Origin of the sequence: Geotalea daltonii FRC-32 (assembly GCF_000022265.1) — a bacterium.
Lineage (GTDB): Bacteria > Desulfobacterota > Desulfuromonadia > Geobacterales > Geobacteraceae > Geotalea > Geotalea daltonii.
This window is the reverse complement of record NC_011979.1, coordinates 975,243-999,303: the sequence shown is the minus strand read 5'-3', so window position 1 is coordinate 999,303 and position 24,061 is coordinate 975,243. Positions and strand designations below refer to the sequence as shown.

Annotated in this window: 22 protein-coding genes; 13 read left to right on the top strand and 9 right to left on the bottom strand. The window is 54.3% G+C overall.

Annotated elements, in window-relative coordinates; all coding sequences use genetic code 11:
* The first annotated feature begins 230 nt into the window (after nt 1–230).
* Nucleotides 231–2,114 carry a tetratricopeptide repeat protein gene (locus GEOB_RS04500; protein WP_012645993.1) on the top strand — a complete coding sequence of 628 codons (1,884 nt, stop codon included), beginning with the start codon at nt 231–233 and terminating at the stop codon, nt 2,112–2,114.
* Between the two features lie 68 nt (nt 2,115–2,182).
* On the opposite strand, the gene GEOB_RS04495 is transcribed toward GEOB_RS04500, so the two are convergent.
* The 4 genes from GEOB_RS04495 to mqnB all read right to left on the bottom strand — a co-directional run bounded on the left by GEOB_RS04495 (nt 2,183) and on the right by mqnB (nt 7,373).
* The gene (locus tag GEOB_RS04495; RefSeq protein ID WP_012645992.1) at nt 2,183–2,656 is read right to left on the bottom strand and encodes a septal ring lytic transglycosylase RlpA family protein; all 474 of its coding nucleotides are present in this window, start codon (nt 2,654–2,656) and stop codon (nt 2,183–2,185) included.
* A 275-nt stretch (nt 2,657–2,931) separates the two neighbouring features.
* The gene (locus GEOB_RS04490) at nt 2,932–5,652 is read right to left on the bottom strand and encodes a PAS domain S-box protein (RefSeq protein ID WP_012645991.1); all 2,721 of its coding nucleotides are present in this window, start codon (nt 5,650–5,652) and stop codon (nt 2,932–2,934) included.
* Nucleotides 5,653–5,786: 134 nt separating this feature from the next.
* A complete protein-coding gene (locus tag GEOB_RS04485) occupies nt 5,787–6,620 on the bottom strand; it encodes a 1,4-dihydroxy-6-naphthoate synthase (RefSeq protein WP_012645990.1) in 834 nt (277 codons plus the stop codon).
* A gap of 33 nt (nt 6,621–6,653) precedes the next feature.
* The gene (gene mqnB / locus GEOB_RS04480; protein ID WP_012645989.1) at nt 6,654–7,373 is read right to left on the bottom strand and encodes a futalosine hydrolase; all 720 of its coding nucleotides are present in this window, start codon (nt 7,371–7,373) and stop codon (nt 6,654–6,656) included.
* A gap of 227 nt (nt 7,374–7,600) precedes the next feature.
* On the opposite strand from mqnB, the gene gspC reads away from it, so the two are divergent.
* From gspC to gspN, 12 genes are all read left to right on the top strand, one after another.
* Nucleotides 7,601–8,479: a type II secretion system protein GspC gene (gspC, locus tag GEOB_RS04475; protein WP_012645988.1), complete on the top strand. Its 879-nt coding sequence runs from the start codon at nt 7,601–7,603 to the stop codon at nt 8,477–8,479.
* Between the two features lie 23 nt (nt 8,480–8,502).
* Nucleotides 8,503–10,464, top strand: a complete 1,962-nt coding sequence (gene gspD, locus GEOB_RS04470) for a type II secretion system secretin GspD (RefSeq protein ID WP_083767116.1) — start codon at nt 8,503–8,505, stop codon at nt 10,462–10,464.
* On the top strand, nt 10,461–12,023 hold the full coding sequence (gene gspE / locus GEOB_RS04465; RefSeq protein ID WP_012645986.1) for a type II secretion system ATPase GspE: 1,563 nt from the start codon (nt 10,461–10,463) through the stop codon (nt 12,021–12,023). Before gspD ends, gspE begins: the two co-directional genes overlap by 4 nt.
* A complete protein-coding gene (gene gspF / locus GEOB_RS04460) occupies nt 12,004–13,215 on the top strand; it encodes a type II secretion system inner membrane protein GspF (RefSeq protein ID WP_012645985.1) in 1,212 nt (403 codons plus the stop codon). The genes gspE and gspF overlap by 20 nt, the downstream gene beginning before the upstream one ends.
* A gap of 97 nt (nt 13,216–13,312) precedes the next feature.
* Nucleotides 13,313–13,753, top strand: a complete 441-nt coding sequence (gene gspG / locus GEOB_RS04455; protein WP_012645984.1) for a type II secretion system major pseudopilin GspG — start codon at nt 13,313–13,315, stop codon at nt 13,751–13,753.
* Between the two features lie 107 nt (nt 13,754–13,860).
* Nucleotides 13,861–14,400 carry a pilus assembly FimT family protein gene (locus GEOB_RS04450; protein WP_154650453.1) on the top strand — a complete coding sequence of 180 codons (540 nt, stop codon included), beginning with the start codon at nt 13,861–13,863 and terminating at the stop codon, nt 14,398–14,400.
* A complete protein-coding gene (locus GEOB_RS04445; RefSeq protein WP_012645982.1) occupies nt 14,397–14,732 on the top strand; it encodes a prepilin-type N-terminal cleavage/methylation domain-containing protein in 336 nt (111 codons plus the stop codon). Before GEOB_RS04450 ends, GEOB_RS04445 begins: the two co-directional genes overlap by 4 nt.
* The gene (locus GEOB_RS04440; protein WP_012645981.1) at nt 14,719–15,339 is read left to right on the top strand and encodes a GspJ family type II secretion system protein; all 621 of its coding nucleotides are present in this window, start codon (nt 14,719–14,721) and stop codon (nt 15,337–15,339) included. The genes GEOB_RS04445 and GEOB_RS04440 overlap by 14 nt, the downstream gene beginning before the upstream one ends.
* Nucleotides 15,336–16,259 carry a type II secretion system minor pseudopilin GspK gene (gene gspK, locus GEOB_RS04435; RefSeq protein ID WP_012645980.1) on the top strand — a complete coding sequence of 308 codons (924 nt, stop codon included), beginning with the start codon at nt 15,336–15,338 and terminating at the stop codon, nt 16,257–16,259. Before GEOB_RS04440 ends, gspK begins: the two co-directional genes overlap by 4 nt.
* Nucleotides 16,259–17,581 (top strand): type II secretion system protein GspL, encoded by a 1,323-nt coding sequence (gene gspL / locus GEOB_RS04430; RefSeq protein WP_012645979.1) that lies wholly within the window; start codon nt 16,259–16,261, stop codon nt 17,579–17,581. The genes gspK and gspL overlap by 1 nt, the downstream gene beginning before the upstream one ends.
* A complete protein-coding gene (locus tag GEOB_RS04425; protein ID WP_012645978.1) occupies nt 17,578–18,126 on the top strand; it encodes a hypothetical protein in 549 nt (182 codons plus the stop codon). Before gspL ends, GEOB_RS04425 begins: the two co-directional genes overlap by 4 nt.
* Nucleotides 18,123–18,962 carry a type II secretion system protein GspN gene (gene gspN, locus GEOB_RS04420; RefSeq protein ID WP_012645977.1) on the top strand — a complete coding sequence of 280 codons (840 nt, stop codon included), beginning with the start codon at nt 18,123–18,125 and terminating at the stop codon, nt 18,960–18,962. The genes GEOB_RS04425 and gspN overlap by 4 nt, the downstream gene beginning before the upstream one ends.
* Nucleotides 18,963–19,037: 75 nt before the next feature.
* On the opposite strand, the gene GEOB_RS20645 is transcribed toward gspN, so the two are convergent.
* Genes GEOB_RS20645 through GEOB_RS04400 form a run of 5 tightly spaced genes read right to left on the bottom strand, consistent with a single transcriptional unit; the run spans nt 19,038 to nt 23,989 of the window.
* On the bottom strand, nt 19,038–19,349 hold the full coding sequence (locus tag GEOB_RS20645) for a hypothetical protein (RefSeq protein ID WP_083767192.1): 312 nt from the start codon (nt 19,347–19,349) through the stop codon (nt 19,038–19,040).
* Nucleotides 19,285–20,517 (bottom strand): M48 family metallopeptidase, encoded by a 1,233-nt coding sequence (locus GEOB_RS04415; RefSeq protein WP_012645976.1) that lies wholly within the window; start codon nt 20,515–20,517, stop codon nt 19,285–19,287. Before GEOB_RS04415 ends, GEOB_RS20645 begins: the two co-directional genes overlap by 65 nt.
* A 39-nt stretch (nt 20,518–20,556) precedes the next feature.
* Nucleotides 20,557–21,420 carry a M48 family metalloprotease gene (locus tag GEOB_RS04410; protein ID WP_012645975.1) on the bottom strand — a complete coding sequence of 288 codons (864 nt, stop codon included), beginning with the start codon at nt 21,418–21,420 and terminating at the stop codon, nt 20,557–20,559.
* Nucleotides 21,417–21,887: a hypothetical protein gene (locus tag GEOB_RS04405; protein ID WP_012645974.1), complete on the bottom strand. Its 471-nt coding sequence runs from the start codon at nt 21,885–21,887 to the stop codon at nt 21,417–21,419. The genes GEOB_RS04410 and GEOB_RS04405 overlap by 4 nt, the downstream gene beginning before the upstream one ends.
* Nucleotides 21,884–23,989, bottom strand: a complete 2,106-nt coding sequence (locus tag GEOB_RS04400; RefSeq protein WP_012645973.1) for a CHASE2 domain-containing protein — start codon at nt 23,987–23,989, stop codon at nt 21,884–21,886. The genes GEOB_RS04405 and GEOB_RS04400 overlap by 4 nt, the downstream gene beginning before the upstream one ends.
* Between the last annotated feature and the right edge of the window lie 72 nt (nt 23,990–24,061).

Here is a 24,061-nt window from a genome sequence, read left to right as displayed (position 1 = left end):
ATCCGCCCTTGTGGCGCTGTTGGCGGAAACACTATGGACGTAAAAAGGCGTCATTAAGCCTTTCTCCACTCTTAGGAATTGAATTATGGAATACCGGCGTGTATAATCACCCCGGTTGGCGGGCAGGAGTCCTTTTGACTAAAGACTTTTTCACGCATTAAGCAGGCTTGCGGGTTACTGAGAATCGGTTCCAGCCGGTAATGGTAATGATAATGACTTTGAGAGGGCCTATGAAAAAACGTACAACTTTAATTATGCTGGGGTTCACTCCCCTTATTCTCTGCGGTTTCGACTGGGGATTCAGCTTCAAGGACAAATGCTCCGAAGCGAAAAAGTTGGCCACAGACCTGAGTGAGATCAAAGATGAAGCTGCACGCAGTGAAGTAGAAGCTAAAATCATCGAGCTCTGCCCGGAAGGTGCAGCTGTCCATTTCGCCAAGGCGCTGAATTTTGAACGGAGCGGCGCTCTGGACAAGGCAATCGCCGAGTATCAGGAGTCTATCAAGGAGGACCCGGATTTCGGCGCTGCCAACGGCAATCTTGGTCTTGTATATCTGCAGAAGAAACAGGAGGATGATGCGGTCGTCGAGTTGACCAAGGCGACAAGAACCGATTCCAGTGGCGTTTACCATAAAGCCCTCGGCAAAATATTTTCCGATAAAAAGCTCAACTCCCTCGCTCTTTACCATTACAATGAAGCTCTTTCCCAAATGCCCACCGACACAAATCTGCATGCAGATATAGCGGATGTCTATCTCAAATCGGGGTTGCCAAACAGCGCTGAAGAGGAGTTCAATAAGGTTTTTGCCTCAGATCCGGGAAATGTGCGGGCGAGAATCGGTGTGGCTGCCATTTCCTTCGGCAGAAACGAGTTTGACAAGGCCATTGACGAATTGAAAAAAGCCCAGTCGGCCGATCCCGGTAACAAGGAAATTCATAGGCTTTTGGCCGAAGCCTATGAAAAAAAAGGAGACAGGAAGAGCGCTGAATACGAGTCCCTTCTGGCAGGAGTGCAGGTAAAGTCGGAAACCGCGTCGCTCCCGGATTATCTGCGCCAGGGCGATTCATTCATGGCAACCAAGGAATTCGAAAAGGCCATTGCCGAATATAAGGCGGCTCTCAAGGAAAAACCCGATTGGCCCGAAGCCCTGCAAAAACTGGGGGACGCCTGCATGGCAGTCAACAATGACGATGACGCCATAACATACTACAAAGAAGCGGTGAGGCTTAAGGCAGGGGATGACATTATTCACTACAAACTGGGCGTTCTCTATGAGCGCCAGGCACTTCTCGACGAAGCGGTGGTCGAGTACCGACAATATCTTTCCACTGCTGCCGACAATCTGGACGCAAGACGCAGGCTGGCTGACATCTATACCCAACGCGGCAGTTATCCCCAGGCCATTGAGCAGTACCATGCATTGCTAAAGCTTAAAAACGATGATGCCGCGACCCATCTGAAACTGGCTCGGGTATATGTCAGCAGCAAGGATTACACAACCGCCATATCGGAATACCTGGCAACGACAAAGCTTGAACCGGACAACATTGAGGCACATCGGGAACTTGCACAGCTTTACAGGAAGAAAAACCAGAACGAGGAAGCGGCAAAGGAGTATCAGGCAGTACTGAAAGTGAAAAAAGATGACAATGACGCCCGCACTGCCCTTACCTCCATTTATGTGAAGAACAAGAAATACGACGAACTGATCGGCCTGCTCAAGGAAGGTGTGGAACAAAATCCCAAGGACCCCAACAGCCACTATAAACTCGGTCTTATGTACGAGTTCAAGAAAGACTACACTGCGGCAACAGATCACTACAAGGAAGCGACGGCACTGAAGGCCGATCATGCAAAAGCGCTCAATGCACTGGGAAGAGCCTACATGAAAAGCGGCCACATAACCGAGGCCAAGGAAGCCCTGGAAGCAGCGAAGAAAGCCAACCCGGAACTGGAAGAAACAACGGTGCTTCTCAGCAATATAAAGGACGAAATGTCTCCGGAACCAAAGAAATACAAAAAGAAGAGTCACAAGTCGAAGAAAAGCAAAGCGGGCAGGAAAAGCGGGAAAAACAAGTCAGGAAAATCGAAGTCAAAAAAATCAAAGAGGTAGTAGCAATATCTTGCAATAAAAAAAAGGCCGCGGCATATATGCCGCGGCCTTTTTTTTTCGCCCAAAAGTTATTTTAACGATGCCTCTTCTGCAAGCGGGACTATCTTCACCTTGGCTATTCCATTGCCAAGAAATCCCAACTCTCTTGCCGCCGCCCGTGACAGGTCGATAAAAGGCTTCTTCCTTTTACGGCAACGGTCATTGACCGTTACCACTACCTCTTTGCCATTGGACAGATTAGTTACTTTTACCTTGGTCCCGAACGGCAACGCCTGATGAGCAGCTGTCATTTTCTCCGGATTATAGCGAGCACCGGAGGTTGTTTTTCTGCCGTCGTACCGCTTGGCATAATAGGAAGCAATGCCGACTGCTTCAGCATCTTTTGCTTCCTTCGGTGTTACTTCTGTCGTAACTGGTGTTTCTTTTGGCCTGCTTTCCGATCGCAGTTCTTCAGCCAGCAGGGGAAGCGTGTGGATCGGAAGGAGCATCAGACAGATTGCGGCAATCAAAGCCGACCTGCCCCTACGCTCAAGTGATGCCATGCGCACCTCCTTTGTTGGGCGAGGGGTTCATATAGCACGGCAATGCAAATGGAGTCAAGGAAAAAGAGAAATTCCTAATCTATTTTTCTAATGAGGCCAGTAATGCCGCACGTTATAGCAGGTTGTTGAAAAACGTCGAGAGTAGGCCGAAATGCAAGGCTTAAGCGAGCGAAAAGCCGAAGCGTACCCACTGTACATTGAGGTTTTGAGCGAGCGATAACGCAGCAGACCGGCCACGCAACAGTTTTTCAGCAACCTGTTAGAGAGGGATAAAGTCAGTGGGATTGGTCCATGATAGATCCCCGTTGAATGGCAGCCGTTTTTATCGCGGTCACGTCATTAATGGTCACAACCCCACCCACATCACCGGAAACAGCCCCGTCATCGTAGCGACGAAAAGTCAGTACCAGCCATTTCCCTGCAGCCTCGTCAAATATCTCCACCCCCGGCTGCAACACATTCTGCTGCAATCCATGGGAAGCCAGGAATTCTTTCCAGTCCCTGCCGACAATCTCGCGATGGGAGACGGACGTGTAGTTCTCGACCGCCCGATTGAATCTCTTGATCCGGCCCATGTTGTCAACGAGAATGAACATGTCGGTGATGAAATCAAGGGTCTGCTCCCATTCCTGCCGGATGTTTTCCATCTGGAGAAACAGATTTTTCAATTCCTCATGCTTCATGAACAGCTGGGACTGGCTCTTGCGCAGTTCTTTCTCCAGGTACCTCTGTTCGGTAACGTCCCTGGCAACAGCAATCAGGCAAGCCTCTTCGCCATACTCGATAACCTCGGCAGACCAGAGCATGGTTCTCAGCTCTCCTGACTTGATGCGGAAAGAAACTTCAAGATTGCGAACCAGGTCATTTGTGTTCAAAAGTTTCAGCATCAGCATCCGGTCGCGGTAATCGAACCAGATGCCGAGCTCTGTGGAGGTCTTTCCGATAACTTCATCACGGGAATAGCCGGTAATCTCCAGGAAGGCTTCGTTAACCTCTATATACTTGCCATCCCCGGCTCGGGTGATGACGATCCAGTCAGGACTGGCATGAAACGCCTTGGCAAATTTTTCCTCCGATTTCCGCAGGGCGTCTTCCGTCTCCTTCCGCCAGGTAATATCCTGGGTAGTGCCAACCATTCTTATGGGTTTTCCCCCTTCATTGAAGACGACCTCCCCCTGACCGGCCACTGTTCGCACCCTTCCATCGGCCAATATAAGACGAAAATCCATGTTGAACAGCTTGTGGGCATAGAGTGCCTCGTTGATGGCCCGGTTCAGCCCTTCCCGGTCTTCGGGGTGCACCATGGCGAACACCGCCTCGTATGATACGGGAAATAACTCCCGGTTAACCCCCCAGATCCTGTACATCTCATCTGACCATCGGAAGGCATTGGATTCGATGTCCCAATCCCAACTCCCCAGATGGGAGATTTTCTGTGCCAGAGCAAGAAGTGATTCACTGGAGCGTAGCGCTTCCTCGATGCGTTTTTGCTCGGTAATATCGAGAAAAGAAGCGACCCTTTTTCCCGTACCGGGTATCCCCCCCCACCTTACCACAACGTCCCTGACCGAGTCGTCTGCCCCGGTGAATCTGAATTCGTAACTATCCGGACAGGCATTTACCTCAACCGGCAGGCCCTGTTTTGCCGATTCCTTTTCACGATTTTCTTCAGCAACGAACTCTTTCCAGGACCGTTTGCCTTCAAGCTCTTCCCTGTAATAGCCGCTCAACTGTTCAAATTCCTTATTGGCCATGGAGATGGTCCCATCTTCCTCGACAATAATGGTCGCAGCACCGGTGTTTTCGAAGATGGCACGATACTTCTCCTGTGACTGTCTCAGGGACTCTTCCGCCGTCTTACGTTCGGTAATATCCCTGGCCACATGGAGAATTCTTGTTATTTTGCCAAGTTCATCCAGAATTGGGTAAGCCGTGACCTCCTCATACAGCAGCTCTCCTTGTTTGCCCGAATGGAGGTGTTCCACCGTATGACTTTCACCGGTCGTCAGCGTCATCTGAATCGGGCACTTCGCTTCAGGCGTTCCGCAAGGTTGGCAAAGGCTGTGTGTCATCGCATGGCAGGTTTGCCCGAAAACCTGTTCATCGGTGCAATCGATCTTGCGGAGAAAGGCACGATTGGCACGTTGAACCGTATAATCAGAAACATTGATGATGCAAATGGCATCATGGGTTGCCTCCAGAACAATTCCTGACAGTTCCAGAGAGTGTTTCAAGTCTTCCTCAGCTTTAATGCGCCGGCTTTCGCTTCGCCTGAACCGGCAGGCCCCGAAAAGGATTCCGGCCATGCCCGTACCCCAAAGGAGAAAATGGCCGGCAGCGACCCGCCGAAGATAGGTTGAGGTTATTTCTGCAAACGGGGCAAATGGCACGGAGATGCTGATGCCGCCGTACGTATCTCCCTTATGGAGCCCCTGCCTTGTGTGGCAATTGAGGCAGGCTTCCTCCATAACTAGCGGCCTCATCAGGCGCAGGAACTTTTTGCCTTCGATGTAACTTTCCGAGCTGATCTCTTTTGCACCCTGTTTAAAGGCTTCAAGAGCCGCTTTTTCCCAGTTGTCCGGAGCATTCTGTGGCCGCAGGGGATTGATAGCAGTAAGATGGGAGCGAATGCCCTGCCCCTGTTTTTCGATCTCGTGGACCTGGCGCACCATGTAAGCAGGATTCATCAGCGTCAGTACCCGTCCGGACGGAGACGTTACCTCCCGCTCCGGAATTCCCTTTAGATAAGGGTTTGGCTGGGTCAAGGGGGTCACAGGGACGTAGATTCCCCCGGATCGTGCATTCCAGCGGCGGTAAACGAGGTCCTTGCTGAAAAGACTCCGGGCCTGAAACTGTGCGGCAAACACCTCTGCATGTTTTTCCCAGTACACATTCCAAGAATAAGAGCCACCTATGGAAAATGTCCACACCAGAGCTACCATCAGGACATATTTTTCCCATTGGGGGATATTTGAGAACTTCCAGAACCGGGTCATGCTGATCACGTTCCTCGCAAAGCTATTGAACAGGTGGTTTGAACCTTATCGGGCAGAGAAGAAGTTTTCTTGAACAGCAAAAACAGCGGCGGGCAAGGGAAGGATGATTAAGAACCCGGATACCGGGATGGCAATCACGGGAGAAAGATATCTTTGGCTGAAGGAGGGATAAGTCCCTTGGCCTCGGCACGGCCCATAAGCGTATTTACGGCTGCTTTTCCCTCGTGTCCAAGGTCCTTTGAAAAGTCGTTGACATAAAGGTCGATATGGGCAGCACATACTTCGTCGCTCATTTCCTGGGAATTGGCCCGGATATATGCATTGGCTTTACCGGGGTAGGCAAAGGCAAGCTCAACACTCTGGCGGAGAAGGCTGTTAATACCGGCAATGACTTCAGAGCCCAGTGAACGTTTTGCCACTATTCCCCCCAGCGGAATGGGATGCCCCGTCTCCCTCTCCCACCAATCTCCCAGATCAAGAAGCTTTACGAGTCCAAGACCGGCGTAGGTGAACCGCGATTCATGGATAATAACCCCGGCATCGACACTGCCATCAGCAATTGCACCCATAATCCGGTCAAAGGGCAGATAGATAATATCTGTAAGGGCAGGGTCAAAAAGCCTGAGCAGCAGAGCTGCCGTGGTATATCTTCCCGGCAGTGCGATCCGCTTGCCCTTCAACTGGTCCATGCTTTCATACTTTTTCGAGACGACAAGGGGACCGCAGCCCCGGCCCAAGGCTCCCCCGGCCGAGAGCAGGCAGTAATCCTCCCGGACATATCCAAGAAGATGATAGGATATCTTGCTTACGTCCAAAGTTTTTTCCAGGACCAGGCGATTCAGGGTCTCCACATCCTCCAGCCGCTCATTGAAGATGAGCCCCGGCTTCGATACCAGGCCGTGGACAAGGGCATGAAAAATGAAAGTGTCATTGGGGCAGGGGGAATAACCGAGGGAAAGAGATTGCATCTGAAACCTCATGGTAAAGACATTAAGCTTGTATTAAAATTCTTCTATGTATTTCAGGAGAAAACGCTGCACAGACTCAACTGCTCCGGGAATATTCCAGGAAGACATATCCCGGTTCTCAACCATGTTGCTGACCCCCCGGATTTCAAGGCAGTCAACACCGTAGCGAAGTGCCACCTGGGCAACTGCAGCGCCTTCCATATTCTCACATATGCCGCCAAAGCGGGAAAAAAGTTCATCGCCACGTGCAGAAGTCCCGCTGCATGTGGAAACGGTGAGGAATTTGCCTCGAATTGTGGAAAGGCCCAATGCAGCAGCCAGGCTTGCCGCCTTGCCGGCTGCCTGCATGGACAGGGGAAACTCGTTGAAATAAGCCTTGCCGCTTCTCTTCACCAGCGGAATCCCGATCAGATCAAGGGGCTGCCAGCCCTCGGGTGTCAGAACCCCATCATCGGCAAGGATCTCGGAAGTGGCGACAGCCAGCCCGCCCACGGTCAGTCCGCTCCCCTGATAGGCACCAGCGCAACCGGTATTGACAAGCAGGTCCGGAGTTCTCCCCTGCAGCAGAACAGTGGTGGCAGAGGCCGCATTTATCTTACCGATGCCGGTAACAGCCAGGGTTATGTCCTTATCGCCAATGCGCCCCCGGTAGATATCCGGAAAAATGTCTGGCTCGGCTTGGACAGCGCCAATGGAACGGATCAGCAGGGAAAGTTCCTGCATGACCGAAGCTGTCACAAAAATCGACTTCATGGTCCCTCCGTACTTATTATCGCTGCATGGGAAAAGCCGGCCAGCAGGGCAGATATTACCACAGCCACAAAGGCCAGTTCAACAATTATAGAAATTTCAAATTTAAGAAACCCGCTGGTGGCTGAGCAGCCCTGTTTCGCTCTGCCTGGCCCCCTCTTTTCCCCTTGCATAAGGCAACCAGTTTTACTATATTCAACTGGTTTTATCGATGCGTAAAAAGGCCTGACATGCTGAAATGGATAGCCCCACTTAATTTTTTTCTCACCTTTTTGATCATAGCGTCACTGGCGCTGATAGCCTCTGACGTGATTTCCTTCAGACTTACCAGACTTTATCCCAAAGCAACCCCGAAAAGCGCTGCGTCCGTCCCATCCACCATGGTGGCAGAAGACCTGATGTCTTTCGCTCCCATCCTGGAAAAGGGATTATTCGGCAAGGCTGCACAGGGAAAGCTGTCCCCTGTCGTACAACAGGCCACCGCCACAGGGGCGGCCCCTGCACCCTCGCTGGGAGATCTCATCCTGCTTGGAACTGCGGTCGGTTCCTATCGTGAAACCTTTGCTCTTGTGCAGAAAGCAGGCAAGGAAGAGCGTGTTTTCCGTCTTGGGGATACGGTCTTCGAGACGGGGCCGCTGGTTTCGGTGGGCAAAGAGTCGGCTGAAATTCTCGTCAATGGCAAACGGTTAAAGATATTTTCGCCCACTGCAGCCGGCACAGAATCGGCAGCCAAACAACCCCAGTCCACTGCCCCTGCGGGAAATACTGGGCTCGCCGCTCAGGTTGGAGCCGGAAATTATGTCGTTGACCAGCGGGCACTGAATGCATCCCTGGATAATATCGGCCAGGCCATGACCGATGCCCGCCTCCTGCCCAGCATCAAAGACGGAAAAGTCGAAGGATTCAGGGCCTCGGAAGTGAAGCCCCAGGGCATTTTCGGTACCATCGGCATCAAAAATGGCGACATCCTGCGCGCCATCAACGATTTCCCCATCGACTCGCCGGAAAAGGCCATACAGTCCTTTGCTTCACTCAAAGGACAGAGCCGCATAAAACTGGACCTGGTAAGGGACGGCCAGCCGACCACATTCAACTATGACATTAGATAGGCAGCGAACAGTACTGCTTTCCCATGATTGCCCAAACACCGTTCCCTGCAACATGTCTCCGGAGGCGCCCATTGCGTAAAATCATAACCATCCTTTCACTGCTCTCCCTGCTGGCACTGCCGCTTCCGGCGCTGGCCAAGGGGGTAGTCCTCAATTTCAGCGACGTGGATATCTCCACCATGGTCAAGTTCATCAGCGACCTGACCGGCAAGAACTTCGTCATGGACGACCGGGTGAAAGGGAAAATCTCTGTCTTTTCCCCGGCCAAGCTCTCCACGGAAGAGGCGTTCAACGTCTTCACCTCAGTGCTGGAACTGAAAGGCTTTACCGTTGTCCCGGCAGGGAAGGTGCTGAAAATCGTTCCCACCGGCGCAGCCAAGCAATCGGGAATGAAGATTCTCAGCGACAAGGATCGTGGCCCGGTCAACGAAGCCTACGTGGCACGCATCATCAACCTGGAGCACATCTCCAGCCAGGAGGCGATGACCTTTCTCCAGCCGATGATCTCCAAGGACGGCTACATCTCCGCCTTCGGCCCAGGCAATATGCTGCTCCTGGTGGACTCATCCCTCAATGTACAAAAAATCCTCAACATCCTGCAGTTGGTGGATACTGACCAGAAGAGAGAAGGAGCGGAACTGGTCTTCCTGAAGAATGCATCGGCTGAAAGCATCAGCTCAGTCATCAAAGAATGGCTCGGTGGCAAGGATAAAGGCGCGCGCCCTGCCGGGCAGCCGGCAACGGCAACAGCCACCGGCCTGATCCTTCCCGATACCCGACTCAACGCCCTCATCCTTTTCGGCAACGCTAAGGACAAGGAAGACATCAAGAAACTGATCGCCCAGCTGGACGTGGTGCCACCCACCACCAGCAGCAAGGTCAATGTCTACTATTTGGAGAATGCCGATGCCACAGAGGTTGCCAAGGTCCTGGACGGCGTCGTCAAAGGTTCCAATGCTGCAACACCGGCAGCGGGGCAACCTGGAGCTGCAGCTGCACCGCAGCAGTCCCTGTTCGAGGGGGGGAAAATCTCCATCACCCCCGACAAGGCCACCAACTCCCTGGTGATCATGGCCTCCCCCACCGATTACCAGAACCTGCTCCAGGTGATCCAGAAGCTTGACCGGCGCAACCGCCAGGTCTTCGTCCAGGCGATGATCGCCGAAGTCTCCATAGACCGGGCAAGAGAACTTGGGGTGCAGTGGGGAGTAATCGGCGGAGCATCCAACGGCACTGTAGCAACTGCCGGCATATATGATCCCTTCGGCACATTCGGCGCACTGGCACCTATTATTAAATCTCTAGGCGAAGCCGGGATAGGAACTTCTTCACTCAATCTGGCCGGTGCAGCCACTTTCCCCGCCATCCTCAAGGCACTCCAGTCAAACGGCGCATTGAATGTCCTTTCAACACCGAACATCATGACCTCTGACAACAAGGAAGCAGAGATATTTGTTGGTGAAAATGTTCCATTTCTTACCCAATCCAATCTTTCATCAACTGGTCTTGCCCAGCAAGGAATCGAACGTAAAGACACCGGTATAACACTGAAAATCAAGCCGATGGTCAGCGAGGGAGAGTACGTCAAGCTTGACATCTATCAGGAAATATCGGCCGTTAAAGATGCATTGAACAAAGGGGCGGCAGTCGACATCACCACCACCAAGCGTTCCGCCAAGACCTCGGTGGTGGTCAAGGATACGGACACGGTCGTTATCGGCGGGCTGATCCAGGACCAGGACCAGGAAACCATCAACAAGATTCCCTTTCTGGGGGATATCCCTCTCCTGGGATACCTGTTCAAAACCAAGAGCATGAAGCGGACCAAAACCAATCTGATGATCATCCTCACCCCTTACATCATCAAGGACTCGGTGGATATGGGAAAAGTGTCGGAAATGCAGAAAAACCGTTTCAGCGAGCAATTGAAATCGGACAAGCCCATCGATTTCGACAATGAACTGAAGGTGAAGGCAAACCAATGACCCCGGCCAGCGAGACCGAAGATATTGCCAGAAGGCTGGGGCTATCCTTCCAGGCGGAAATCGACGACAGCACCGTTGAAACTTCTCTGCTCATGCGTCTGCCCTTGGCTTTCGCCCGCAGTAACCTGCTCCTGCCCCTGCGAGAGGAAGATGGCACGCTTATCTCCGCTGCGGGGAACCCGGCAAACCTTTTGGCCCTGGACGAGCTGCAGGGGGTTTTCTCCATGCCGGTGCAGGCTGTTGCCGTGCCGCCCCAGACGGTCATGGACGCCATCAACCGCCTCTACGGCAGGATGTCCGGTTCTGCCCAGGAAGTGGTGGAAGAACTGGAAGGGGTGGAGCTTTCCGCCATAGCCACCGAATTCAACGAACCGAAGGACCTGCTGGATCTCACCGACGAGGCGCCGGTGATCCGCCTCCTCAACTCGATTCTTTTTCAGGCGGTTAAGGAGCGGGCCAGCGACATCCATATCGAGCCCTTCGAGCGGGAACTGGAGGTGCGCTTCAGGATCGACGGCATCCTCTATAAGATGCTGGAGCCCCCCAAGGTGGTCCAGGAAGCTCTCATTTCCCGGGTCAAGATCATGTCCGGCCTCAATATTGCTGAAAAGAGGCTACCCCAGGACGGCCGACTCCGGGTCATCGTTGCCGGGCGAGACGTGGATATCCGCGTCTCCATCATCCCCACCTTCTTCGGCGAGCGGATCGTGCTGCGGTTGTTGGACAAACAGCGGGGGGTCATCTCCCTGACAAACATCGGTCTCTCGGAAAATAATGTCAAAACCATGGAGCGGCTCCTCTCCAGAAGCAACGGCATCATCCTGGTAACGGGACCTACCGGCAGCGGCAAGACAACCACCCTCTATGCTGCACTTAACCGGGTCAACTCCCCCGAAAAGAATATCATTACCATCGAAGATCCGGTGGAATATCAGCTGAAAGGGGTGGGACAGATTCAGGTAAATCCCAAAATCGACCTCACCTTTGCCCATGGGCTGCGCTCCATACTGCGTCAGGACCCGGATATCATCATGGTCGGCGAGATCCGCGACGTGGAAACGGCGGAAATAGCCATGCAGGCCAGCCTCACCGGCCACCTGGTACTCTCCACCCTCCACACCAACGATGCCGCCACCGCTGTCACCCGGCTCATCGATATGGGCATCGAGCCGTTCATGGTTGCCTCATCCCTGTCGGCGGTCATGGCCCAGCGGCTGGTGCGGGTCATTTGCCCCCACTGCCGCGAAGAATACGAGCCGGAACGCGAATATGCAGGCATCACCCTGCCCCCCATCCTCTATCGGGGCCGGGGCTGCGAAAAGTGCTTCAACCTGGGCTCCATGGGGCGGATCGGCATCTATGAATTCCTGCCTATCGATTCGGAGCTCTGCTCCATGATCATCAAGCAGGCCCCGGCCGGCGCCATCAAGGAATATGCCATCTCCAGGGGTATGAAGACCCTGCGGGAAGACGGTCTGGCCAAGGCTGCTGCGGGGATCACCACCATCGAAGAGGTACTGCGGGTAACCCAGGAGGATTATGCCGACCTTCCGCTATAGTGCCTTCAAGGCCGGTGGCAACGAAGTCGCCGGCACCATCGAAGCGGCTAACGTCAACGAGGTCAGGCAGCGTCTGAAGAAAGACGGCCTCTATGCCAGACAGATAGCCCCGGCAGATGAGGTGGTCGGCGGACGCGGACCCATGTCCTTCAGGAAAAAAGTGGGATTGCCCGAACTGTCGCTGATGACGCGGCGACTGGCAACCCTGCTCGGTTCATCGGTACCGGTCTATGAAGCCATCGCAACACTTCACGACCAGGAGCGGCCCGGGGAACTGCGCACAATGCTTGGCCGGGTGCGCGACCGCCTTGCGGAGGGGACCAGCCTGGCCAAAGCCCTCGCCGCCGAACCGCAGATATTCAGCGACAGCTATATCGGCATGGTTTCAGCCGGGGAAGCCAGCGGCGCCCTTGAAGTGGTGCTGGAGAGATTGGCCGAGTTTCTGGAAGACCAGAATGCCGTACGCAGCAAAATAGTCACCTCGCTGGCTTACCCGATCCTCATGGTTGTGGTCGGCACCGGTGTCATGCTCTTCCTCCTCGCCTTTGTCGTGCCGAAGATCGTCACCGTTTTCGAGCAGAGCAAGGCCGCTCTCCCCCTGATAACCGTCATCCTCATCAAGGTAAGCAGTCTGTTGCGCCAGGGATGGTGGTTGCTGATCATCATCGCCGTTGCCGCCGCGTTCATACTGAAACGGGCCAAAGGCAACGAGGCGTTCCGGCGGAAAAGAGACCGGCTGATGCTCAAGCTTCCCCTGGCCGGCCCCCTCTGGCAGCGGCTGATCCTTTCCCGCTTCGCCAAGGTGCTAGGCCTTCTGCTGGCCAGCGGCGTCCCGGTGATCAAAGCCATCGAAATCACCGGCGAGGCCATCGTCAACCGCGAATACCGCCTCTTCCTTGCCGAAGCAAGCGAGGAACTGATCCAGGGGGGAAGCCTGTCGGTGGCGCTACGGAAAAGCCCACTCTTTCCGCCGCTCATGGTACACATGATTGCCGTCGGCGAAAAAGGGGGAGAACTGGAAGCGATGCTGATCAAGGCCGGTAACGCCTTCGAAAAGGAATTCGAGGCCTCCATCACCCGGTCCATGGCCCTGCTGGAGCCACTGCTGATACTGGGCATGGGGCTTTGCGTCGGCACGGTGGTGCTGGCAGTGCTGTTGCCCATATTCCAGCTCAACCAGCTGATCAAATGATGGACGCTGCAAGCACCCATCTGCTGCGTTCGGGCGCCTTGCACCTGGCCTCTTTTGAGCGTTCCAAGAGAAATTAAAGAATGAAAAGGAGTCATACATGAATGGTATTCGAAACAATCGCGGCTTTACCTTGATCGAAATCATGGTGGTGGTCATGATCCTGGCAGCGCTTGCTGCACTGGTCGCCCCCAAAATCATGGGGCGTTCCGATGACGCCAAGATCGCCGATGCCAAGGTGCAGATCAGGAACATTGAAAGCGCCCTCAAGCTCTACAAGTTGGACAACGGCGTCTATCCCTCCACCGAACAGGGTCTGGCAGCGCTGATCACCAAGCCGGTCACCGGCCAGATTCCGAAAAATTACAAGGCGGAAGGTTATCTGGATAGCAAGAATCTACCGAAGGACCCGTGGGAAAATGATTATGTCTATCTGTCACCGGGCGAGCACAGCGATTATGATCTCTCATCCCTTGGTGCCGACGGCGCACGGGGCGGCGAAGGCAAAAGTGCCGACATCAACAGCTGGGATATAAGGTGAAAATCGTTCGAAGTTCGGTGTTCGGCGTTCGACGTTGTAAGCAACAAGCAAACATGGAAATCTCTAGAGTTTTTCAACATAGAACTTCGAACATCGAACCTCGAACCTTGGTTGAACCTCGAACCTCGAACCTCGAACCTCGAACTGGTTTTCAGGGCGGTTTCACCCTGATGGAACTGATGGTGGTCATCGCCATTCTCTCCCTGATCGCGGGGATAGTGCTGCCCAGACTGCCATCCACCGAATCGGCTAAACTTAGAGACTCTGCCCGCTCACTAGCCTCGGCCATAAGATTCATCGGCGATCGGGCTGCGACGACAAAAACCGGTTACCGCCTGCACCTGAATATCACCGACAGTACCACCCGGGTAAGACAGTTGTCTCCATCAGGGGAAGAAACAGCTGCAGACGATCCTTTTCTCAGCCGGAGGCCCATAGCCGAAGGAATCATCATCGAGGATGTTACCATTCCCCAGTCGGGAAAGATCAGCGAAGGGGAGGTTATCATCGGTTTCGGCCCTGGCGGTCTGCAGGATTTCATGATCATCCATCTGAAGGACGGCAAGAATGGGCATTTTACCGTGACAGCCTACCCGAGCAGCGGCAAGGTCAAGGTGGAAAAAGGATACCAGGAGGCAGCACGGTGAAGGGTTTTACCTTGCTGGAAATCATGATTGCCTTGGCCATCATGGCAGGAGTGATCCTCACCGTCATCACTTCCTTCAACTACCACCTGTCTGTGGTCGGCAGGGATAAAGAAGAGACGGCTGCCATGCTCCTGGCGCGGGCAAAGCTGGAAGAACCCGGATTCATGGACCTTCAGGAAAAAAAGGGGACTTTCAGCCCCGACCATCCCGAAATAGCATGGCAGGCGGAAATGATGCCGACGGAAATCCCGCTATTGCAGAAACTGATCCTGACCGTAAGCTGGGGTGAAAAACAGTCCCTCTCCCTGGTGCAATATTATGCAAAGAAGTAAGGGCTTCACCCTGCTGGAATTGTTAGTCGCCATGGCGCTCCTGGTAATCATCTGTGGAGCCCTGTACGGCACCTACTTCTCGCTGATGAATGGCCGCGAGGCTGCGGTATCGGGCATGGAAACGAGAAGGGAAATCCGCACCACCCTGGACATGCTGCGCCGGGAAATCAGCTCGACCTATTTCCGAAAGCCAAGTCAGCCCAATGTGGAAAACAAGTTCAGGTTCGTTGTTGAGGACCGTGATTTCTTCGGTAAACCGGCTTCAACCATCAGATTCACTTCCATCGCCGCGCCGAATTTCGGTACGGCGCCCGTTTCCGACCTGATGGAAATTGCCTACGAACCCGTTGAAAAGGACAACCGGATTTCCCTTGTCCGCCGGGCGAAGGATTTTCATTTTGATTTCAAGCCGGATCCTTATCCGCAGATGGAGGAGCTGGAAGGCTTTCTCGTGGAATGTTTCGACGGCGGCAAATGGGTAAGAAGCTGGGATACGACCTTGAACAATGTCCTGCCCAGATCGGTGAGGATCACCCTGCGGATCAAGGAAGGGAACAAACCGGTGGAATATACCGCCGTCGCCACCCCCAGGATTGCCGGCCCGTGAAAAACCAGCGCGGCTTTGCCCTCGTCATAACGTTGCTCATTACCGCACTGCTGGTGGCATTGTCAGTCCAGTTCGTCGATGAAGTCTATGTGGACACCTCGGTCAGCCATAACTATGTTGCGGCCCAGCAGGCGAGCATTCTGGCTGCGTCGGGGGTGGAAGGCGGGAACAGGCTGCTCCAGTACACACAGTCGTTGCAGGCCTACTCCTCTCTCCTTGATCCATGGGCTCAGCCCCTGATTTTTGAAGAAGAGCAGGGAAAACTGGTGATCTCCATCGCCGAGGAAAGCGGCAAGCTGAATCTTAACTACCTTGTTGGGAATAACGGAACAGTTGACCAGCGCCAGTATGACATGGCGGCGCGCCTCTTCAAGAAATTGGGCCTTTCCCAGGATCTGCTCGACGCCCTTGTGGACTGGCTGGATGTGAATGAAGAGCCACGTCCGGCAGGGGCTGAATCAGCCTACTACAACAGGCTGAAGCCTCCCTACCCGGCAAAAAACGGCAATCTGGACACCACGGAAGAACTGAGACTGATCAAGGGATTCGACAGCAGTATTGTTGCCAAACTGAGACCGTTTGTTACGGTTTATGCTGACCCTGCATCAGTGGCGGCTATGATCAATATTAATACCGCCCCCAAAGAGGTTCTGACTGCACTATCGGACAACATAACCGACGACTTGGCGACTCGGATTCTCGACCGGCGCAAGACAACCCCTTTTAAAAATGCCTCCGAGCTGGCACAAGTTGCAGGTTTTGAAACCATTGCCCAAGAGCTGATGCTGCTTATCACCGCCAAGGGAGCCGTTTATCGTATCCAGTCCGAGGCCTTCGTCAAAGAGACCAGCCGGCTGGTGGAAGCGGTGGTTCGCCCATCCGGCATGACACCCACTGTTTTATACTGGAGAGAATACTGATGAATCTGCTCATCATCCAACTGAAGAGAAATGAGCTGGTCTTTGCCACTTTCCGCAGCAAGCGGGGAGAGCTTAGTTTTATTGAAGCTGCACGGCATCCCTTAAGCCAGGAAGACTCGCTGCCGGTACTTTTGCAGGAATTTGCCGCGAAAAAGGCCGAGGAACGAAGGGTGATCCTGGCTATTCCATCAAATCACCTGTTCATGCGGGAAATGGAGCTGCCCATTGCCGACCGGCGCAAGGTGAGAGAACTGCTGCCGCTGGAGCTGAAGGGCGAGACCGCTGTGGATACGGACCAACTGGTGTTCGATGCACTGCCCCTGACCGAGGGAAAGGTCCTGGCGGTCTGGGCCAAACACCACTGGCTGCAGGAGACAATTGCCCTTCTGGCCGAAAAGGGGCTGGAGCCGGAAATAGTTACCGCTTCACTTTTCAACTGGCAGAGCCTTATCCCGGCAGAAGCCGGCACCGGCACGGTCGCCCTTACCGACGGCGAGTCGTTGGTTGTCTACCAGGATAAAAAGCCGATCTTTTTCCGGGTATTGGCAGGGGGCGAAAGTGAAACGGCAAGGACCATGGCTGCTGTGGAAATCGCCAAAGGGACTGCCGTTGAGCGAGCTTTTGCCCATGGCGGGCATTCGAGGCAGGATGCACCGGGCACTTCCCCGGCGGCTTCACCCATTTCCCCCCTGGCCATCGACGGAGAATTTGCCGAAACCTTTGCCGGAGATGCCGACGCAGCCAGGGATCTTGCCGGCGCATACGCTGTGGCCCGGGCTGTCATTGCCGGAGATGCCATAAACCTGCGTAGCGGCGACCTTGCCTATACGGCCGGGACGGCAAAAACGCGGAAAAAGCTGCGCCTGTCAATGATCCTTGCAAGCTGCGTAGTTGCACTGCTCTTTGCCGAAGCCGGTCTGCGCTGGTATCTGGTAAAAAAGGACCTGGATTCACTGAACAGCTCTATCAACAAGATATACCGGGACGTTTTTCCCACCCGCAAAAAGGCTGTCGATGAGGTTGCCGAACTCCGCTCGGAGATCAAGCGGCTGAACAGCGGCAAGGCCTCCAGCAATACCCTCATTGTCCTGAAAACCCTGGCGGAAACAAAGGGGGACGACATTTTCGGCGTCTTCGAAGCGGAGATTGATGGAAACCAGGTGCGGCTGAAGGGTGATGCAAAATCATTCCAGGCGGTAAATGATTTTAAAGCCAAATCGGCATCGCTGTTGTCCGGTGCCGAGGTTAGCGAAACCAAATCGAAACCGGATGGCAGCGTCACCTTCGTACTCCGTGGCACGTTCAAGGAGGGAACCATATGAAATACCTGCACCTCCTCATGGAAACCGTGCAAAGCATGGATGAAAAAACCCGCCTGCGCTGGGGAATGGTACTGGCCGCAATCCTCATCCTGGCCGTGATCCTGTCGACGATCAATGGCAGGATTACCCGCCTGGAGAAAAAAAGAGCCGCACGGGAAGCGGATATAACGGAGATGCTCACCCTGAAGGCACGCTTCATGGAAGCGAATATCGGCGCCCAGAAGCTTTCCAACCGCCTCGCCGCCACCCGTCCCGACGATTCGCCGGCAAAGATCGTCGAAGAAATCGGCATCAAGGGCAAAAACACCCAGATCAAACCGGTCAAGGGCGAAGACCGGCCAGGTTTTGTGGAAGACGCGGCGGAGGTCAAGATGGAGGGACTCTCTGCCAATGATGCGGTAAATCTCATCTACAAACTGGAAAAAGGGGCGAAACCGGTGGTGGTGAAGAAAGCCCTGCTAAAAACCCGCTTCGACGACCCGTCCAGGCTTGACCTTACCCTGACCGTCGCGCTGATCAAGGCTTCACAGCAAGGAACCCGATGAAACGCCCTCTTATCCTGTTCGGTGCAGGCATCCCGGCTGCCATAATCTGTTTCATCGCCCTCACCATCCTGTTCGTTCCCGGGAGAGAACTGCAGGAGGTTTTTGCCCGGGCACTGGCCAGGGAAGGCTATACCCTCCAGAGCAGGAGCTTCGGCCTGGCCTTTCCCTTGGGCATACGGAGCAGCGGCGTGGAGATCGGTACGGAGAAGGGGGCAGTGATCAGGCTGGACAAGGCTTCAGTCAAACTGCGGGTCCTGCCGCTCTTTCTCGGCAAAATCGTCTTCGGCTACCATGGCAGCATCGGCAAAGGGATCATTGACGGCGAGTTCAGTCCCCTGAAAAAAGGAAGTCTGAAATTCGAAATGGCCGGCGTGCGACTGGAAGACATTCCCTTTTTCCAGACGGTAACCGGCGCCCAGGCCAAGGGAGAACTGAGGGGAAAAGGAACGATCAAGGGAAAACAGGCTGCGGCATCGGGGGAACTGCAACTTGCAGTAAAGGATGCTCAGCTGCAAGGGGTAAAAATCGGCCCTATGCCTCTTCCCGATGCCGCCTATAAAACCGTGCAAGGAATGCTGAAGATCAGCGGCGGCAGGGCAAATCTTGAAAGCCTGACCTTTGATGGCGAAGGACTTTACACACGTCTCAAGGGGGACCTGCCCCTGCTCACCCCCCTGAGCGCGTCTCCACTGAATCTGACCCTGGAACTGATGCCCAGGCCGGAGTTCCTGGAAAAGCAGAAGTTCGTCTTCCTGCTGCTACTCAAATACCAGACCTCACCCGGACATTACCAGCTGCCGGTGCGTGGAACCCTCGGCAAGCCCTCGATCATGTAAAGAGCCAATTCGCCTACAAAGCAAGAAGGCCCAGCAGGAAATCCCGCCGGGCCTTTTGCAATTGCAACCATACCGTTATTTTCTCCGGCTCCTAATCTCCAGACCTTGAAGTCGAATTGTGTTCTCGCTGTGGCAGGCATCGCACTGCAAAGATTCCGACTTGGGAGCGACCTGATGGTTTAAGTCAGTGAGAGTCATTTCTTGAACAGCTTCCCATTCGCCGCTGTACTGCTGCCCAGCTTCTACCCCGCCTTTTACCGCAGCAGCGGCCGCATCGCCGGAAATTGCGTAGACAGGCGATTTGATCGTACCACTGCCAAACCTATGGCTGCCGCAACCGCGCAACCCTTTCAACAACCGGCGGGTGGGAATAGTAGAATTTGGCATAAACCGGATGGGGGTGGAGATTGCCCAGGTTTTCCCTGTTCAGTTTTACAAGGGCCGTTGCCAAAGCAGCAGGATTCCCGGTCAGCTCCCTGGAAAATTGATCGGCCTCCCACTCATGGCGACGCGAGAACCAGCTTGAGACGGCGGTGAAGGGAAACATGATGACGGAACTGATGAAGCCGAGAACCACCAGTTGCCCGGCAAAGGAAAGCTGTGTCAGACCGAGCACCGACGGCAGCCCTCCCCATTCAAGAAGCAGGTACGAAAGGTAAAGTGCTGCCAGGGCGGAGATTTCTGTGGTCACCAGGCGCTTCCACACATGCCCTTTCTTCCAGTGTCCAACCTCGTGGGCCAGGATGGCCAGGATCTCGTGCCTGTCCATCTGCTCCAGGAGAGTATCGTAGAGAACGATCCGCTTGACCCGGCCAATGCCGGTAAAATAGGCATTGGAATGGCGGCTGCGCCGGGAGGCATCCATCTGCATGACCCGGCTCACGTGGAGTCCGGCCTTTTCCATAAGATCGCGAATCTCTCCTTCCAGCTCCGCATCCTTGACCGGTTCGAACTTGTGGAAGAGGGGCTCGATGATATACGGGGAGACATACATGAAAAAGATGGAGACGGCGGCAAAAAAAGCCCATACCCACAGCCACCACAGTTGCGGGCTCCATTGCACCAAAGCAAGGGCGCCGGAGGTCAGCATGACGAGAATCACCGCCGATAGGGCCGTGGATTTGAACAGGTCGGAAACCCACACCTGAGGGGTAGTGGTATTGAAGCCGAAGCGCTTTTCCAGGCGAAAAGTGCCGTAAAGGCTGAAGGGAAGATCGAGCAACGTTTGGATGAGGGTGAGAATAAGAAAAAAGAGCACCCCGTTCCAGATGAAAGAACTGCTGATGGAGGCAATGAATCGGTCGTAGACGGTAATCAGGCCGCCGAAGAGAAAAAGGAGCAACAGAATATTGTCGAAAATGGATTCGACCAGACCGAGCCTGCTCTGCTCCACTGTATATGCGGAGGTTTTTGCCAGGGTGCCGGCGTCAATGGCCTCTTCAAAGCCGGGGGGGATTTCCGAGCCATGTTTCTTCAGGTGCTGCAGATTGAGAAACCGAAGAAAGTAGCCGGCAGCGGCAACGAGCAAGTAACAGATAAGAGCGGTGAGGGTCATGAAAGTCCATCGTCGGCAGGAGATGTGTGCAGAAAGTGCTTATTTACCCATCATCGAGGCAAACCGGCGGCTCCGCTCCTTGAAGTGGGCGGTGTCGGCCTGCTGTTGCGGCATGTTGGCGGCAACATTGTCTACCCGGTCCCTGGTTGCAGGGTGGGTTTTCATGATGCCCCCCTCCGAGCCCTTGCTCCGGGAGACAAGCCTGTCCAGAAAAGCCTTCAGGGCATGGGGATCGTAGCCGGTGGCGGTAAGGTAATTGAGCGATGCCTGATCGGCGGCATATTCCTGGCTGCGGCCGTAACCATTGACGACCAGGGTCTTGAAAACGTCATCGATGGAACCTTCAAATAACCCCACCAGCTTTGCCACATCCTTGGAACCGTAAGTCTTTGCCGCCTCGCTGCCGATGGTGGTCAGCGCCTCGGTCCAGCGGGACTGGGATATGGCGCCAATGCCGTCACGGTGATTGATGTGGCCGACCTCATGGGCCAGCACTGCCGCCAGTTCATCCTCATTCTTAACAGCAGCCACCATGCCGCGGGTGATGAAGATAATGCCCCCAGGGCAGGCGAAGGCATTCATTTCGCTGCTGTCCAGAACGGCAAAATGGTAGCCGCCGAAGGTGAATGGCTTCTCCGAGTGAATGGCCACTGCCTGACCGACCAGATTCACATAGTCGGTCAGGTTCCTGTTATTGACCAGCCGGTACGAGGTGAGAATTTTGGCGGCCACGGCACGCCCCACGTAATATTCTTCTTCCTCGCTGATAGGCCGGGCAGCCTTGAACGTAGAGGAAACAGAGCTGGTGATAAGGTTGATCTGTTCTGCCGAAAGATTTTCAAGCCGGCAGCCGGTCAGGAGCAGCGAGCCGGCCAGGGCCATATAAAGCAGTTTCCTGGTCATTGCTCGTTCAATCCCCCGTTTTTCAGGAACTCGCCCAGACTCTCGCTGCTCACCTTGAACCCCTCGATGGTGTCGACGGCGCGAAAATCCGCTTCGGGATGACTTCCCTTATAGGATGCCTCCACCTGGGGATTGAAACCCTTCCCGGCAAGTGAGACCTCGTCTTTGGATGCAGTCCTTCCCTTGGAGCCGGCAAGGCTTCCCAACTTGAAAGACTTCTGCTCGATGGCGCTTTTGTGAACGCACCCGTTGATCCCTTTGAAGCTGGCCTTGTACCAGTCACCGCTTTTGCCGGTGATGGTCAAAAGATCATTGAGCCGGATCTTGGCCTTCACCGGTGAAAAGAAGCGGCACTGCTCCCGGATGGCGTTTTCCTTGACAATGACCCGCGCCGAATCGGCAGCCAGGGAGATGCCGCCAAGCTGCAGGAAGATAATTCCCATTATGATGATTTTGATAGTTCTCATTTCTCGGTCATTTTTATCACATTCCAGTCATTAGTCAATGGTGGATTTGCCTGCAGATCGCCGCACCATTTCAAATAATAGGCGGCAGGCCCGTCATCGGGATAGGATTCGAGAAAGGAAGCAAAAAGATCGGCAGACTCCTGCCAGTTGCCGCCGGTGAACGTCCGGTACGCCACCCCATAGGCTTCTGCAAAAGCCTTGACCTCCAGTTCCGAGCGGTCCACCGCCACCAGCAGCTCATAGATCCTGATCGGCTGAGACTTGCCTTTTACCTCGATCAGGCCCAGTTCCCTTGAAATAAAGGCATCTCCCGTGCGGCTGAAAGTATCCTCGCTGACCATGATCCTGGTCTTGAAATACTTGTTGGCCGATTCCAGACGGGAAGCAAGGTTGACCGTGTCGCCGATGGCGGTGAAATCGAAGAGCCTGTCGCTTCCCAGATTGCCGACGATGGCATCCCCGGAATTTATGCCGATGCGGATGGCTATTTCCGTCAATCCATCTGCTATCAGCCCACGATTGATCTCCACCAGGGCCTCCTGACACTCCACTGCGGCCCGACAAGCATTGAGCTCGTCATCTTCACTAGCGATGGGTGCCCCCCAGAAGGCCATTATGCAGTCGCCGATATATTTGTCGATGACGCCATGGTTGCGGATGATGACCTCACTGAAGGTGTTGAGAGCAGTGTGGAGTATCTTCGCTGTGGCCTCTGCCGGCAATCTCTCGGCTATGGTGGTGAAGCCGGCGATATCGGCAAAAAAAACCGAGACCCGCCGCCGCTGGCCCCCCGGCTTGATCAGGTCGGGATTCTGCAGCAGGTAATCGACCAGCGTTTCATCCATATACTGGGCAAAAGCACGGCGGACAAAGCGCCGTTCTTTCCCTTCCGTGGCATAGCTAAAGGCAACGGAAGCAATCATGGCAACTACCAGGGCTGTCGCAGAAGGAATCACCTGCAGGTAGATGCCGTTCTTGAAAAGCAGGCCAGACAGGCCAAGGACAAAGGCAGCTGCGGCAGCAAAGAACGCCAGGTTGGTACTGAATTTATGATGGGTAAGAACAAAGAGGCAAATTGCCCCCGACAGGAGGAACATGAGGATAACTGATGCCAAAGACGGCAACTGCCTGATGAAGTGCCGGTGCAGCAGATTATCCATCGCCGTAGCATGGACCATGACCCCCGTTGAAACGGCGGTTATGGGGGTAGGCTTCAGATCATAGAGCCCAGCTGCAGTGAGGCCGATGAAGACCCTTTTTCCCTTGAAAAAATCCCTGGCAATAACAGGCGTCCTGCCTGCTTCGCTGTCGATGGACGACTTGAAAATGTCGGCGGCTGAAATTATGGTAAAGGGTTCCGGGTCCGAATAAAAACGAAGCAGCAGCGAATCCCCCAAAAGCGGCAGCGGCTTGTTGGCGGCAGACAACTTACCCTCCTGCACAGTTATCTTTTTATCCTTTAGCAGGCTTGCCAGAACGAAATTAGGGATTGTTTCATTGCGAAACCGGAAGGAGAGCGGCACCCGACGATAGGTGCCGTCGGCATCGGGTTTCATGACCACGTTTCCTGCACCGAGGGCGGCAGTTCGGATATTTTCGATATTGGTTAATGCCGACTGGTAGATAAGACGGGTGGAGAGGACATGGGGTATGGCGCTACTCTTCATGAACGCCAGTTCCTCCGCTCCCATCTGCCGATTGTCGTTGGTCAGAAAGATGGGAAGGAAAACATTGCCCGCCTTCTTCAGCGCCTCAGCCAGGAGGAGGTCGTCTTCTTCACCGTAGGAGGATGGCTCGGTAAAGATGATATCGACCAGCACCCCATCAGCCTGGGACAGGTAATCCAGGAGGGGGGCATACATCTGCCGGGGCCAGGGCCAGTTGATGTTCTCACTGCTCAGGGCATCAAGGCTCTGCTGGTCTATTTTCACAATGACGATATCACCTGGGCCCCTGGCTGGATTCAGGTTTCGTGACATCAGGTCATAGAATTTGAATTCAAAGGTGGTAAAAAGGCCGGAAAGGAAAAGTGCCAGGGACAGACCAAAAGCGGCTAAGGCGAGAAGGGCCATTCTGAGAAGGCGGGATCCAACGAGGTTCATATTTACCTCCTGAATGCGGTAAGGAGAAAAATTAAAAAACCCCCTTTGCGGAGGGGGCTTTTTTCGCTACCA

Excerpts from the sequence above, each read along its gene's own strand:
- GEOB_RS04500 (WP_012645993.1), top strand. The coding sequence starts at position 231 with ATGAAAAAACGTACAACTTTAATTATGCTGGGGTTCACTCCCCTTATT.
- GEOB_RS04495 (WP_012645992.1), bottom strand. The coding sequence starts at position 2,656 with ATGGCATCACTTGAGCGTAGGGGCAGGTCGGCTTTGATTGCCGCAATC.
- GEOB_RS04490 (WP_012645991.1), bottom strand. The coding sequence starts at position 5,652 with ATGACCCGGTTCTGGAAGTTCTCAAATATCCCCCAATGGGAAAAATAT.
- GEOB_RS04485 (WP_012645990.1), bottom strand. The coding sequence starts at position 6,620 with ATGCAATCTCTTTCCCTCGGTTATTCCCCCTGCCCCAATGACACTTTC.
- mqnB (WP_012645989.1), bottom strand. The coding sequence starts at position 7,373 with ATGAAGTCGATTTTTGTGACAGCTTCGGTCATGCAGGAACTTTCCCTG.
- gspC (WP_012645988.1), top strand. The coding sequence starts at position 7,601 with ATGCTGAAATGGATAGCCCCACTTAATTTTTTTCTCACCTTTTTGATC.
- gspD (WP_083767116.1), top strand. The coding sequence starts at position 8,503 with ATGATTGCCCAAACACCGTTCCCTGCAACATGTCTCCGGAGGCGCCCA.
- gspE (WP_012645986.1), top strand. The coding sequence starts at position 10,461 with ATGACCCCGGCCAGCGAGACCGAAGATATTGCCAGAAGGCTGGGGCTA.
- gspF (WP_012645985.1), top strand. The coding sequence starts at position 12,004 with ATGCCGACCTTCCGCTATAGTGCCTTCAAGGCCGGTGGCAACGAAGTC.
- gspG (WP_012645984.1), top strand. The coding sequence starts at position 13,313 with ATGAATGGTATTCGAAACAATCGCGGCTTTACCTTGATCGAAATCATG.
- GEOB_RS04440 (WP_012645981.1), top strand. The coding sequence starts at position 14,719 with ATGCAAAGAAGTAAGGGCTTCACCCTGCTGGAATTGTTAGTCGCCATG.
- gspL (WP_012645979.1), top strand. The coding sequence starts at position 16,259 with ATGAATCTGCTCATCATCCAACTGAAGAGAAATGAGCTGGTCTTTGCC.
- GEOB_RS04425 (WP_012645978.1), top strand. The coding sequence starts at position 17,578 with ATGAAATACCTGCACCTCCTCATGGAAACCGTGCAAAGCATGGATGAA.
- gspN (WP_012645977.1), top strand. The coding sequence starts at position 18,123 with ATGAAACGCCCTCTTATCCTGTTCGGTGCAGGCATCCCGGCTGCCATA.
- GEOB_RS20645 (WP_083767192.1), bottom strand. The coding sequence starts at position 19,349 with ATGCCAAATTCTACTATTCCCACCCGCCGGTTGTTGAAAGGGTTGCGC.
- GEOB_RS04415 (WP_012645976.1), bottom strand. The coding sequence starts at position 20,517 with ATGACCCTCACCGCTCTTATCTGTTACTTGCTCGTTGCCGCTGCCGGC.
- GEOB_RS04410 (WP_012645975.1), bottom strand. The coding sequence starts at position 21,420 with ATGACCAGGAAACTGCTTTATATGGCCCTGGCCGGCTCGCTGCTCCTG.
- GEOB_RS04405 (WP_012645974.1), bottom strand. The coding sequence starts at position 21,887 with ATGAGAACTATCAAAATCATCATAATGGGAATTATCTTCCTGCAGCTT.
- GEOB_RS04400 (WP_012645973.1), bottom strand. The coding sequence starts at position 23,989 with ATGAACCTCGTTGGATCCCGCCTTCTCAGAATGGCCCTTCTCGCCTTA.